This is a genomic window from Mesorhizobium sp. P2_B11 (assembly GCF_056404855.1).
In genome coordinates, this window is the sequence record NZ_JBFUDF010000008.1 from 105,791 (window position 1) to 118,098 (window position 12,308).

Here is a 12,308-nt window from a genome sequence, read left to right on the forward strand (position 1 = left end):
CAGAAACAATCCAGAAACAAAATTCTATAGTTCGGAAAAACTCACGAAAAAAATCAAGGGCATAAAGGGTGCCGTGGCGGTCAGGACATCGGCTGCGACGCGAAGTCTCCGGAGTAACGGACATTACCGATGCACAGGTTCACGATCAGCTTGATGGGTGCGCTGTTCAGCATTTCGCTCGTCACGGCCGCGGTCGCAGCCTCCAGCGCAAAGGTGACGCCGATCACAAGGAGCGAGCGCTGCATCGATCTCAATCGCCAGGTAGACGAAGCCCTCGAAACCCATGCCGCGGCAACGCAGGTCACCGCGGCGAAAGCACTGCAAAGAAAGGGAAACCGGTTCTGCGCCAACAAGAAACAGGCACAGGGTATCCGGATGCTCGCGAACGCTTTGAAGCTGCTTGGAGTGACACCGATCGACCCGGTTCAGTGACACTCAAACCGACCCGCACCAAAAAGGAAATGAAGCCATGAAAAAGTCCATCCTCTCCGCCACCGGTCTCGCCGTCGCTCTCGCTTTCGCAATGCCGGCCCTGGGCAACGCCGCTGCCACCACGACCGCTGCTCCGGCTGCCACGACGGCTGCTCCGGCGACCACGACCGCCAAGCCCCCGGTGAAGAAGGTCGTCGCCAAGAAGCCCGTCAAGAAGCACAAGAAGGCCAAGAAGGTCGTCAAGAAGGACGCTCCGAAGGCCTGATTTCAGACAGCCAACAGGCTTGTCTGGTACAAGGCCGCTCCAGTCCCCCCGGCTGGAGCGGCCTTGTCGCATGAGTTGTCATGATTACCCGTTGATGGGTGCCGGCCACCCAGGACTTTAACCCGTTTGCAATGCCGGTCCGCTAGGACAGCTCGCATGAAGAAGCGGCTTTCGTACATATTGCGTTCGATGACCATTGGCGGTCTCCTGGCCTCGGCCGTGGTGAGACTTCTGATTCAGTTCACAGCGAGCCCGGTGCCCGACCCGGCAAGCGGCCGCACCGAGCCGTCCTCGTTTGCGCCGTTGATCTCCGCCGGCTGGCAATATGTCACGCCATTGCAAAGCCTGCTGCTTTCCCTGCTCAGCGGCTTTACGGTCATCTGTCTCGCCGGATGGCTTGCGAGAGCATGGATGGAGCGCAAGGCCTCCGGCTTCGGCCCGCACGCCGCGCGCGAATTCCAAGGCCGTCGCGCCATCGATCGTCAGGGCCGTTGAACGGCACCAAACTGTTCCTAAATTTGTGAACGGCAGCACCCCCGGGAAGCCGGTTTTGCGCGCCGATCAAAATGGACGACCGCTTTCCCCCATGACAAAGTGAGAGCGACCCTGGCGCGATGACGGTTCCCCATGCCTGAGATCACCTCCAAGCCCCGCACCAAGACCAAGCCGCAGACCGAGCGGCCGAAGCTCTACAAGGTCATCCTCGTCAATGACGATTTCACGCCGCGCGAATTCGTGGTGACGGTGCTGAAGGGTGAGTTCAAGCTCAGCGAAGACCAGGCGCGCCGGGTGATGATCACCGCCCACCAGCGCGGCGTCTGCGTCGTCGCCGTGTTCACGCGGGATGTCGCCGAGACCAAGGCGACACGGGCGACAGACGCCGGCAAGGCGAAAGGCTATCCGCTGCTGTTTACGACGGAGCCGGAGGAGTAGCTTCTTTCTCCCCGTTTACGGGGAGAAATGTCCGGCAGGACAATGAGGGGCGGCGCTGAGGCTGACGAAAGTGCACTTGGGCAGGCTGTGGAGATCGCCAATCACATCACGTCGGCGCTGCCCCTCATCCGCCCTTCGGGCACCTTCTCCCCGTGAACGGGGAGAAGGAAAAGGCTCTCACCGTCCCTCTCTGAACCACATCGCGCCCATGGCCAGCAGCAGCAGGCCGAGGCCGAGGAAGCCGCCGAACAGGGGTACGCGCGAAACGGCTTTGAGCACGCTGTCGTCGGTGGTGCGCAGGCCGATCCAGTCCGCGCCCGAGGCCGCACCCGAGGCGCGGACCGGGACGATGGAGGGCAGGGCGACACCGCCGGTGAGCTGGCCAAGCGTCGAGGACGCCGCAAGCCGGCGCACGCTGCCACCCGTGGCTTCCGCCGGCGCCTTCAGCCGGTCTTCGGTGGAGATGACGTCGGAGAATTCCGGCGCGTTGACCGGGCCGACATGGGCGAGTGCGGTCAGGTCGCCATTGCCGATCTGGTAGAGGCCGATCTCACGCGTCTCGATGCTGCCGAGAAACACGCCGGGCTCGGATTTTTCCAGCTTGACGATCAGCGCCTTGCCCGACGGGGTGATGACCTGGGCCGAGCCGGGGTCGTCGCTCATCGTCTGGCGGCGGATTTCCAGCACCATGCCGCGTCCGTCGGCGGTCAGCCGCTCTTCCTCGAGCTCGGGTTCTTTCATCAGCCAATGGGCGATGCGGCGGTAGAGCTGGACATGCGGGCCGCCGCCCTCGAAGCCGCGCGCCCACAGCCAGCCCTGATCGGACAGGAGCATGCCGACGCGGCCTTCGCCCTTGTGGTCGAGCAGAAGCAGGGGACGGTTGTCGGCGCCCTTCATGACCACTTCGCCTTCGGGATTCTGCACGCCGATGGTGCGGAACCAGCGGCTCCAATGCGGTGGCTCCGTCGCCGAGCCGTCGAGCCCGCGCGTCACCGGATGGCGCTGGCCGACATCGGTGAGGCGCGGATAAAAGGCCTTGTCGATGACTTCGCCGGTCGGCATCGCCGGCAGCGACGACATCAGCGGCGTGCGCGCGATCGAGGCGTCGCCGGCATATTCCGGCCCGGCGGCGATCAACAGCGCGCCGCCCTTTTCGACATATTCGGAGATGTAGTCGTAATAGAGGATCGGCAGCACATCGCGGTGCTGGTAGCGGTCGAAAATGATGAGGTCGAAATCCTTGATCTTCTCGACGAACAGTTCACGCGTCGGGAAGGCGATCAGCGACAATTCGTTGATCGGCGTGCCATCCTGTTTTTCCGGCGGCCGTAAAATGGTGAAATGGACGAGATCGACCGAAGCGTCCGACTTCAGCAGATTGCGCCAGGTGCGCTCGCCGGCATGCGGCTCGCCCGAAACCAGCAGCACGCGCAGGTTTTCGCGGATGCCGTCGATCAGCGCGATGGCGCGGTTATTGGCTTCGGTCAGTTCGCCCGGCTCGCGGTCGATGGAGAGTTCGACGATGTTGCGACCGGCGCCGGGAATGGTCACCTGCAGCGGCATCGCCTGGCCGATGGTCGCTTCTTCGACCGCGACCTGCTCGCCATTGACCGAGACGCGAACATCGACCGGGCCGGTTTCGCCGTCGGTGGCGATGACGCGGTAGGTCATGTCGAGCGGCTTGCCGACCAGGCCGAAGCGCGGCGCATTCTCGAAGCGGATACGGCGGTCCTTCTCGTGCTCATTGCCGGTGATCAGCGCATGCAGCGGGGCGTTGAAGTCGGAGGCGGCCGGCGGCGCGTCATGCACCTCGCCATCGGTGATCATGATGGCGCCGCCGATGCGCGAGGGCGGCACGTCGCGGAAGGCGCCTTCGAGGGCTGCGAAAAGCTTGGTTTCGGTGCGCTCCTCGGCGGCTTCGGACTTGCCGGCCTCGACGACACGCACGTCGAACTGCTTGAAGCGGCCAAGGCGCTGCTGCAACCCTGCCAGCGCTTCGTCTGTCTGTTTGGTTCGGCCGCCGATGTCCTGGCTCTGGCTACGGTCGACGATGACGGCAACGACGCTTTTCAGCGCTTCGCGCTCCTCGTCGAGAAACACCGGGTTGAGAAGCGCAGCGCCGAGCGCAACAAGTGCTGCAAAGCGGAAGATCGCGCCGCGCTGGCGAAACCACAGGCCGACGGCCGCCAGCAACAGCAGCGGCACCAGCACCAAAGCCAGCAAGGGCCAGGACAGCAGCGGTTCGAAGGAGATCGACCAGTTCATGATCTTACTGCCCCAACCGTTCGAGCAGGATGGGCACGTGCACCTGGTCGGATTTGTAGTTGCCGGTCAGCATGTACATCATGATGTTGACGCCGGCGCGTAGTGCATAGACGCGCTGCATCGGGTCCGACGGCACGGTCGGCAACAGCGGATCGCCGTTCTCGTCGACGGCCCAGGCGCCGGCAAAATCATTGGCGGTGATCAGGATCGGCGAGACGCCGTCACCGACGCGCACCGGCCGGTTCTCGGCATTGCTGGCGTCAAGCGAGGCTTCGACCCAGAGCGGGCTGCCGGCGAAGCGGCCGGGAAATTCGGGCAGGATGAAGAAGGATTTGGTCAGCACATGGTCGGCAGGCACCGGCTCCAGCGGTGGCACATTGAGATTGCCGAGGATGTCGCGCAAGCGTTCCGTCGCCGGGCTCGCCGAATCCGCGCCGATGCCGTTGGCGAACTGGTCGCGGGTGTCGAACAGCACCGTGCCGCCCTGCTGCATATAGGCGTCGATGCGGGCGATCGCGGCCTCGCTCGGCATCGGGGCGGAGGGGTCGATCGGCCAATAGATCAGCGGATAGAAGGACAGCTCGTCCTTCGAGATGTCGACGCCCGCCGGCGCGCCCGGCTCGAGCGCGGTCTTCTCGATCAGGAAGCGGGTCAGGCCTTCGAGCCCGGCGCGGCTGATCGAATCGTCGCCGGGCACTCCGGTCAGCACATAGGCGATGCGGGTCTTGGCAATGTCCTCGATGGCCGCGGCGTCGCCCGGTTTGGCATCGTCGGCGCGGGCGAGGTCGGCATGGCCAAACAGCATGCCGAGGCCGAGCAGAAGTGCTGCCGTCGTTGCCGCAGCCGTGCGGGTGCGGCGTGGCCGGCGCGACAACAGCCCGCCCATCCAGAACACCGCAAGCGTGTCGAGCAGCATCAGCACGAGTGCCGCGGTCACCAGCGGACCCTTGAGGTCGCGCGATTCATCGAAAGCATATTGGATATTGGTCACCGGCACGGTGAATTGCGGCCGCACCAGCGGTGCGAAGGCGGTGGCCGGATCGAGCAGATTGTGGGCGAAGACGCCGGTTTCCGAGCCGTAGAGGCCGGGCGGGTTCTCGAACGTCACCGGCAGCGGACCGGCGACGGGCACCAGCGGCCGGGCATCGGGCGTCGGCGGCACCAGCGTGCCGTCGGCGGCGATCATGCGGTAGGGCGCGAGCGATGTCGCGGCGGCTTCGGCATTGGCGACCGCCGCGCCCTGGTTGCGCGACAGCTGCACGATACGTCGCAGCATTTCGACGAAGCTGCCGGAGATCGGCAGGGTCGACCACGTCGCCTCCGGCGTGACGTGGAATAGGACGAGCGTGCCCTTGCCCTTCTTCAACCCGGTCACCAGCGGCGTGCCATCGGCAAGCGTCGCCCAGGTGCGCTCGACGATGTCGGGCGTCGGCTCGGCCAGGACCTGCCGGCTCACCGTGACTTCGGCCGGCGGCGCGAGGTCGGCAAAGGGGCCGTTCTTCGGGAATTCGGTCACCGGCTGCGGCGTCGTCCATGACAGGGAGCCACCGAGCGAGCGTTCGCCGGTGCGCAGTCTGACCGGCAAAAGATCATCGTCATTGCCGGCGGCGGCCAGCCGCGACCCGGCGAAGCGCACCAGCGTGCCGCCATTGTCGACCCAGTCGACCAGCCGCTGATGGACCTGCGGCGGAATGGTGCCGATATCGGCCATGACGATCATCGCCGGCTTCTGGTCGAGGAGCTGCGGGATGGCGTCGGCGAGGTCGGCGCTCGACGGTTCGACCAGGTCGGCGAAGGGCTGCAGCGCGCGCCTGATGTAGTAGAGCGGCGACAGAAGCGGCTGCGCCTGGTCGGCCTCGGCCTGCGACAACAATCCGACGCGGCGGCGCTTCGAGCTTTCGTCGAGCACGCGTACCGCACCTGCCTGGCGCTCGCCATCAAGCGCGATCGAGGCGAAGTCGTTGCGCAGTTCGAACGGAACCGCCATCGTGCCCGTGGCGGTGGTCTCGCCGGGTGCGAAAGTCAGCGTTGCATCGGCGATACGGCGGCCCTTGTCGTCGAAGGCGCCGGCGGTGACCTGTGCCGGCGCCGGATCGCCGGGTGCGCGAATGGCGGTCAGCGCGAAGCCGTCGACCTGGTTCTCGGCGCCGGTCAGCCCGGTCAGCGCCAGGCGGTCGGAGCTAGCCCAGACGACACGGGCGGCATTTTGCGACAGCAGCGTGTTGAAGGCGGCCTCGTCGCCTTTTGCCGCAAGGCCGTCGGCCAGCACGGCAACGCTGGCGCCAGGCAAGGTCTCCAGCACGCCGGCGACGCGGGCATAGACGGCGGGACGGTCGGTCGGGATCGGTCGCGGTTTGGCCGCGCGCAGCCGGTCGAGAGCGGCCGCGGCGTCGAAGGGTCCGATTTCGGCATTCGGTTTTTCGGCAGTGAAGGCGATGACGACAGGAACACCGTTCGAGCCGGCATCGGCGATCAGCCGCTGGGCGGTGGCGACGCGTTTGCCCCAGTCGGCGGCACTTGCCCAGTCATTGTCGATGACAAGCGCCAGGGCGGCACCCTCGGCCGGCAGCTTTTCGCGCGGGTTGAATACGGGTTCGGCCAAGGCCGCGACGACAAGGGCTGCCATCAGCAGGCGAAGCAGCGTCAGCCACCATGGGCTCTGCTGCGGCGTTTCCTCGCGCTTCAGCACCCGGGCGAGGATCTTCAGCGGCGGAAACACTTCGGTCTGCGGCTTGGGCGGCGTCAGCCTGAGCAGCCACCAGATCACCGGCAGCGCCAAAAGGCCCCACAACACCATGGGAGCGCCGAAGGAGAGCGGCAACCAGCTCATGCGCCGGCCTTTCCGGCACGGCCGCTAGCGGCCGGCCCGGCGAAGCCATCGGCGGTCATCGCCAAATGGATGCGCACCAGCGCCTCGGAGGCGAGGCGATCCGTGTGGTTGACCGTATAGCTCCAGCCGAGGCGCTTGCACCATCCGGCCAGCTCCTGGCGGCGGGCGGTGTAGAGCAGGCGATATTCGTCGCCGAGCATTTCGGCGCGGCCGGCGGTCAGCTTGTCGCCGGTCTCGGGATCGGTGAATTCGGTGCGGCCGGCGTAAGGGAAAGTCTCCTCGGCCGGATCGGCGACCTCGATCAGATGCGCGCGCACGCCATGGCGCGCCAGCACGTCGAGCCAGGCCATGGTCTCCTCGACCGGATCGAGGAAATCGCTGACGATGACGATGTCGCAGAAGCGGCGGATGTTGGAAAGATCAGGCTTTCCCGGTGGGTCGGCGGCGTGCATCAATTGCGCTGCGATGCGCTCGGCGCCGTTGCGGGCTGTGAAGGGATCAGTCAGGCCCGGCCAGGCGATGCGTTCGCCGCTGCGCGACAGCAATTCGGCCATGGCCAGCGCTAGCACCAGCGCGCGCGATTCCTTGGAAACGCTGGCGCCGGTCGATTTGTAGAGCATGGAAGGCGAGGGGTCGGCCCACAGCCACACCGTATGGGCCGCTTCCCATTCGCGGTCGCGCACATAGGTATGGTCGTCGCGGGCCGAGCGGCGCCAGTCGATGCGCGAGGAATCGCCTTCGACATAGGGGCGGAACTGCCAGAAATTCTCGCCGATGCCGCGCTTGCGGCGGCCATGCCAGCCGGCAATCACCGTGTTGACGATGCGGCGCGCCTCGACCAGCAGGTCCGGCACCAGCGAAGCCCGCAACCGGCCTCTGGCGAGCGCGTCGCGCGTCGCTGCCGGTGCCTGGACTTCGCCGATACGCGCCATCAGATGCCTTTGGCCAGTTTCGCCACCACGTCACGCACGGTCGTGCCCTCGGCGCGGGCGGCGAAGGTCAGCGCCATGCGGTGCTGCAGCACAGGCTCGGCCAGTGCGCGGATGTCGTCGACCGACGGCGCCAGCCGTCCATCATAAAGCGCACGCGCGCGGGCGCAAAGCGTCAGCGCCTGGCTGGCGCGCGGGCCCGGGCCCCAGGCGACATGTTTGTCGGTCTCGGCATTGCCCTGGCCGGGGCGCGCCGAGCGCACCAGCTTGAGGATTGCGTCGACGACGCTTTCGGGCACCGGCATGCGGCGGATGAGCGTCTGGATCTCTTTCAGCCGCACGGGCTGCAGGACGTTTTGCGCCTTGGCGTCCTCGATGCCGGTGGTCTCAAGCAGGATGCGGCGCTCGGCCTCGATTTCGGGATAGAGGATATCGACCTGCATCAGGAAGCGATCGAGCTGCGCCTCGGGCAGGGGATAGGTGCCTTCCTGCTCCAGCGGGTTCTGCGTCGCCAGCACATGGAAGGGTGCCGGCAGGTCGTGGCGAATGCCGGCGATGGTGACGTGATATTCCTGCATCGCCTGCAACAGCGCCGACTGGGTGCGCGGCGAGGCGCGGTTGATCTCGTCGGCCATCAGCAATTGCGCGAAGATCGGGCCGGAGATGAAGCGGAAGGAGCGCTTGCCGGCCTCGTCCTGCTCCATCACTTCGGAGCCAAGAATGTCGGACGGCATCAGGTCGGGGGTGAACTGGATGCGGCGCGAATCGAGGCCGAGCACGACGCCGAGCGTCTCGACCAGCTTGGTCTTGGCAAGGCCGGGCACGCCGACCAGCAGCGCATGGCCGCCGGCGAGCAGCGCCACCAGCGTGCGTTCGACCACCGCTTCCTGGCCGAAGATGACGCGGCCGACACCGTCGCGAACCCTCGAAATATCGGCCAGCGCCGCCTCCGCCTGGGCGATCATGTCCTTTTCGTTGATCGGGCTTTCCTTGACCATCACGCTCATGCCGCTTCGATCCTTGTGCTGGAAGTACCGGCTTGCACTGTAGCAGTGCCGCAGAATGCCGCGATTCGGCCTCGCCTGGCGCCTGCATTTCAACTTAAATCACAGACTTAGGCTGACAAGCGGAACAACAGTGACTATTTCGTGACCATGACGGAACGCTCCGAACATCGCGAACAAAGCCTTACCGGTGCCACAGAGGCGCGCGGTCTCGAGGCGCTGATCTCGCGCGCCACCCGCGCCGGCAAGGGCGCGGCGCCGGTGGAGCGCTGGAATCCCGAGTTTTGCGGCGATCTCGACATGGAGATCAAACAGGACGGAACCTGGTTCTATCTCGGCACGCCGATCGGCCGCATGCCGCTGGTTCAGCTGTTTTCCACAGTGCTGCGCAAGGACGAGGATGGCAGGACCTATCTGGTGACGCCGGTCGAACGGGTCGGCATCCGCGTCGTCGATGCGCCGTTCATTGCCGTCGAAATGGACGTTTCCGGCGCCGGCGCCGAGCAAATCATCACGTTCCGCACCAATGTCGGCGATGTCGTCGAGGCCGGGCCCGGCCATCCGCTGCGCTTCGTCGACGAGGACGAGACCGGCGGGCTAAAACCCTATGTGCTGGTGCGCGGGCGCCTGGAAGCGCTGGTGGCGCGGCCGGTGATGTACGAACTGGTCGAGCATGGCGAGGAAATCGACATCGACGGCAGGACGATGTTTGCCGTGCGTTCGAAAGGCGAGATCTATCCGATCATGCCGGCGGAAAAACTGAAGCGGCTGAGCGCATGATGGACCAGGTGACGCCGGCAGCGTTTTCCACAGCTGATTTTCGGGCGCGCGTCGCCGCGCAAGCAGAAACCCATGCCGGGGACGACTATGGCGACCATCGCTTCAACCCAGGCCATCCCCGGTTGAAGCAGCTGAAGGCGCTGCGCGATGCCGCGGTGCTGATCCCGGTCGTCGATCACGGGCGCGATGCGACCGTGCTTTTGACCAAGCGTGCGGAAAAGCTGCGCAGCCATTCGGGCCAGGTGGCTTTCCCCGGCGGCACCATCGATCCGACCGATCCGACACCGGAAGCAGCTGCGCTGCGCGAGACTTTCGAGGAGATCGGGCTCAGCCAGGACCGCGTCGAGATCATCGGCCGCATGCCCGACTATGTCGCCGGCAGCGGTTATCGCATCGCCCCGGTGCTGGCGATCGTGCAGCCCGGCTTTACGCTGTCGCTGAATGCCGATGAGGTCGATGCCGCCTTCGAAGTGCCGCTTTCGTTCCTGATGGATCCGGCCAATCACACCAGGGACAGCCGCATGTGGAACGATCTCGAATGGTTCTTCTACGATATGCCCTATGGCGGCCAGCGCATCTGGGGCGTCACCGCCGGCATCATCCGCACGCTCTATGAAAGGCTTTATGCGTGAAGGTTTCGATCGCGGGCAAAGCAGACTGGCTCGGCGGAAAACATCTTCAGCGGCTGCTTGCCGTGCTGGCGCAAGGCGGTGAAGAAGCCCGTATCGCCGGCGGCGCGGTGCGCAATGCGCTGATCGGCCAGCCGGTCGCCGACATTGACATCGCCACCACGTGCCTGCCGCAGGAAACCATCCGTCGCGCCGAAGCGGCGGGGTTCAAGGCGGTGCCGACCGGCATCGAGCACGGGACGGTGACGGTGATCGCCGGCGGCACGCCCTATGAGATCACCACGCTGCGCGCCGACATCGAGACCGACGGCCGCCGCGCCAAAGTGTCGTTCGGCCGCGGCTGGAAGGCCGATGCCGAACGGCGCGATTTCACCATCAACGCGCTCTATGCCGAGGCCGACGGCACGGTCATCGACCTGGTTGGTGGCGTTGCAGATATCGAAGCGCGCCGGCTGCGCTTCATCGGCGATGCCGAGCAGCGCATCCGCGAGGACTATTTGCGCATCCTGCGCTTCTTCCGCTTCTTCGCCTGGTATGGCGAAGGCCGGCCCGATGCCGAGGGCCTGAAAGCCTGCGCCCGGCTCAAGGAAGGGCTCGGCCAGCTCTCGGCCGAGCGCATCTGGTCCGAACTGAAGAAGTTGCTGGCGGCCCCCGATCCGTCGCGCGCGCTGCTGTGGATGCGCCAGGCCGGCGTGCTCACCAGCGCCCTGCCGGAAAGCGAGAAATGGGGCATCGATGCCATTCACGGACTGACCAAGACCGAGAAGGATCTGGGCTGGGCGCCGGATCCGCTGCTCCGGCTGGAGGCCATCGTGCCGCCCGATGCGACGCGGATGAAGGTGTTGGCGGAGCGGCTGAAACTGTCCACCAATGAAGCGGAGCGCCTGCGGCATTGGGCGCTGACGGCTGCGATCGAGCCCAGGACGAGCGAAGCGGAACTGGCCAAAAAGCTTTATTCCGGCGACCGTCAGGGTTTTGTCGATCGCCTTCGGCTGTCGCTCGCCTCGGCAAGGGCGCGCGCTGTCGAGGACAATGACGCAATGATCCAGGCTGGCGGCTTTTCGCGCCTGCTGGCTTTCGCTGGAAAATGGGAAAAACCGGTGTTTCAGGTCAAGGGCGCCGATCTGACAGCGCTTGGCGCGTCGCCGGGGCCGAAACTCGGCGCGATCCTGAAAAACCTCGAAAAGGAATGGATCGGCTCAGGCTTTGCGCTCGATCGCGACGCGCTGCTTGAGCGCGCCGCGGAGGCCCTGAAGGCCCAATAAGCGTAGGTTACTCAGGCCGCGTCGCGAACCTTCTCGATGCGCGAACGGATCGCTTCGATCATCGTCTCGCGGATGACAGTTTCGCCATGCGTCTCGCGCATATGGTCGACGGCGCGGCGCATCACCTCGGCTTCCTCATCGGCACGGGTGTGCCACTCACAGCCGGGGACCAGCGAGCCGCAATGGAATTCCTTCATGGGATTTTCTCCTTTCCTCCTGGAAGCCTGCGCCTCTCATGGGCACACGAAGCTCCGCAACCTTGTTTCGCGCCCTTCGCAGCAGTCGGTTTTGGGGGCACGTACGGGGGAACAAGCATAACACGGTTCGGCGGTTTTGGTTGCCGCCTTTGATTTCATGCATGTCATTCTCCCAAAACCGAGGTCATTTTTGGGTGACATGCAGACGAAAAAGGCGGAGCAGCGCTGCTCCGCCTCTCTACGCCTCGGTCAAGACCAAGTCGGTCTTGTCCCGACAGGGCCGTCACTTCACGATTTTGACGGACTCGGCAACTTTGTTCTTGCCGCTCATGTCCCATGAAACGCGGACCTTTTCGCCGGCCTTCAGGCCAGGATCCTTGAAGGTCTTGGGCAGCGTAAAGGTGGATCCATCGTCCAGAACAAGGCTCATGGCCGTTCCATCATAGGTTTTGATCGTGCCCGTGGTGTGCTTGACCGCGGCAAAGGCGACCGAACCGGAAGCGAGAACGGCAGCGGCGGCTGCCGTTACAATGAGCTTTCGCATGGTAAGTACTCCTGGAAATGCGGGCATCCGTTTCCTGAGAATGCTCCGCCTTGTTCAGGGCCGTCCGGTAGCGTCGTGTCGCGGCACCCTTCATTGACGCAATTCCGGACGGAAAACCGCTAGGCACTTTTCCTGGAATTGCTCTCGGGAACCGCCGGCGCTTCCCGGCCCGGAAACGACAAATAGTCGTTTTATTTCAATTGCCTATTAGACGAAAAAGATAATCCACGCGCCA

General features: G+C 65.0%; 13 protein-coding genes. 7 read left to right on the forward strand and 6 right to left on the reverse strand.

Features of this window, described 5'->3' with window-relative positions:
• Window positions 1–129: 129 nt before the first annotated feature.
• The 4 genes from AC1DYJ_RS25310 (at window position 130) to clpS (ending at window position 1,630) form a co-directional block, all read left to right on the forward strand.
• Complete coding sequence (locus tag AC1DYJ_RS25310) at window positions 130–432, forward strand: hypothetical protein (protein WP_112561109.1); 303 nt, start codon at window positions 130–132, stop codon at window positions 430–432.
• A gap of 37 nt (window positions 433–469) precedes the next feature.
• The gene (locus AC1DYJ_RS25315; protein ID WP_477285355.1) at window positions 470–697 is read left to right on the forward strand and encodes a hypothetical protein; all 228 of its coding nucleotides are present in this window, start codon (window positions 470–472) and stop codon (window positions 695–697) included.
• 156 nt (window positions 698–853) lie between these two features.
• Entirely contained in the window at window positions 854–1,192 is a 339-nt protein-coding gene (locus AC1DYJ_RS25320) for a hypothetical protein (protein ID WP_477285353.1), read from the forward strand.
• A gap of 132 nt (window positions 1,193–1,324) precedes the next feature.
• Window positions 1,325–1,630 (forward strand): ATP-dependent Clp protease adapter ClpS, encoded by a 306-nt coding sequence (gene clpS, locus AC1DYJ_RS25325; protein WP_477285351.1) that lies wholly within the window; start codon window positions 1,325–1,327, stop codon window positions 1,628–1,630.
• Window positions 1,631–1,807: 177 nt separating this feature from the next.
• Here clpS and AC1DYJ_RS25330 read toward each other — a convergent pair whose 3' ends face one another.
• The 4 genes from AC1DYJ_RS25330 to AC1DYJ_RS25345 are packed head-to-tail and all read right to left on the reverse strand — an operon-like array spanning window position 1,808 to window position 8,661.
• On the reverse strand, window positions 1,808–3,895 hold the full coding sequence (locus AC1DYJ_RS25330; RefSeq protein WP_477285349.1) for a hypothetical protein: 2,088 nt from the start codon (window positions 3,893–3,895) through the stop codon (window positions 1,808–1,810).
• Window positions 3,896–3,899: 4 nt separating this feature from the next.
• Window positions 3,900–6,725 carry a DUF4159 domain-containing protein gene (locus AC1DYJ_RS25335; RefSeq protein WP_477285347.1) on the reverse strand — a complete coding sequence of 942 codons (2,826 nt, stop codon included), beginning with the start codon at window positions 6,723–6,725 and terminating at the stop codon, window positions 3,900–3,902.
• Window positions 6,722–7,657 (reverse strand): DUF58 domain-containing protein, encoded by a 936-nt coding sequence (locus tag AC1DYJ_RS25340; protein WP_477285345.1) that lies wholly within the window; start codon window positions 7,655–7,657, stop codon window positions 6,722–6,724. Before AC1DYJ_RS25340 ends, AC1DYJ_RS25335 begins: the two co-directional genes overlap by 4 nt.
• Entirely contained in the window at window positions 7,657–8,661 is a 1,005-nt protein-coding gene (locus AC1DYJ_RS25345) for an AAA family ATPase (RefSeq protein WP_477285343.1), read from the reverse strand. The genes AC1DYJ_RS25340 and AC1DYJ_RS25345 overlap by 1 nt, the downstream gene beginning before the upstream one ends.
• 147 nt (window positions 8,662–8,808) lie before the next feature.
• Between AC1DYJ_RS25345 and AC1DYJ_RS25350 the strand changes: the two genes are divergently transcribed.
• The 3 genes from AC1DYJ_RS25350 to AC1DYJ_RS25360 are packed head-to-tail and all read left to right on the forward strand — an operon-like array spanning window position 8,809 to window position 11,332.
• Window positions 8,809–9,438 carry a DUF1285 domain-containing protein gene (locus AC1DYJ_RS25350; protein ID WP_477285549.1) on the forward strand — a complete coding sequence of 210 codons (630 nt, stop codon included), beginning with the start codon at window positions 8,809–8,811 and terminating at the stop codon, window positions 9,436–9,438.
• On the forward strand, window positions 9,438–10,070 hold the full coding sequence (locus tag AC1DYJ_RS25355) for a CoA pyrophosphatase (RefSeq protein ID WP_477285547.1): 633 nt from the start codon (window positions 9,438–9,440) through the stop codon (window positions 10,068–10,070). Before AC1DYJ_RS25350 ends, AC1DYJ_RS25355 begins: the two co-directional genes overlap by 1 nt.
• Window positions 10,067–11,332 (forward strand): CCA tRNA nucleotidyltransferase, encoded by a 1,266-nt coding sequence (locus AC1DYJ_RS25360; protein WP_477285341.1) that lies wholly within the window; start codon window positions 10,067–10,069, stop codon window positions 11,330–11,332. The genes AC1DYJ_RS25355 and AC1DYJ_RS25360 overlap by 4 nt, the downstream gene beginning before the upstream one ends.
• A gap of 11 nt (window positions 11,333–11,343) precedes the next feature.
• Here the strand turns inward: AC1DYJ_RS25360 and AC1DYJ_RS25365 are convergent, their stop codons facing one another.
• Window positions 11,344–11,529 carry a DUF1059 domain-containing protein gene (locus AC1DYJ_RS25365; protein WP_112561098.1) on the reverse strand — a complete coding sequence of 62 codons (186 nt, stop codon included), beginning with the start codon at window positions 11,527–11,529 and terminating at the stop codon, window positions 11,344–11,346.
• Window positions 11,530–11,812: 283 nt separating this feature from the next.
• A complete protein-coding gene (locus AC1DYJ_RS25370; RefSeq protein ID WP_477285339.1) occupies window positions 11,813–12,073 on the reverse strand; it encodes a DUF1344 domain-containing protein in 261 nt (86 codons plus the stop codon).
• Window positions 12,074–12,308: the final 235 nt, after the last annotated feature.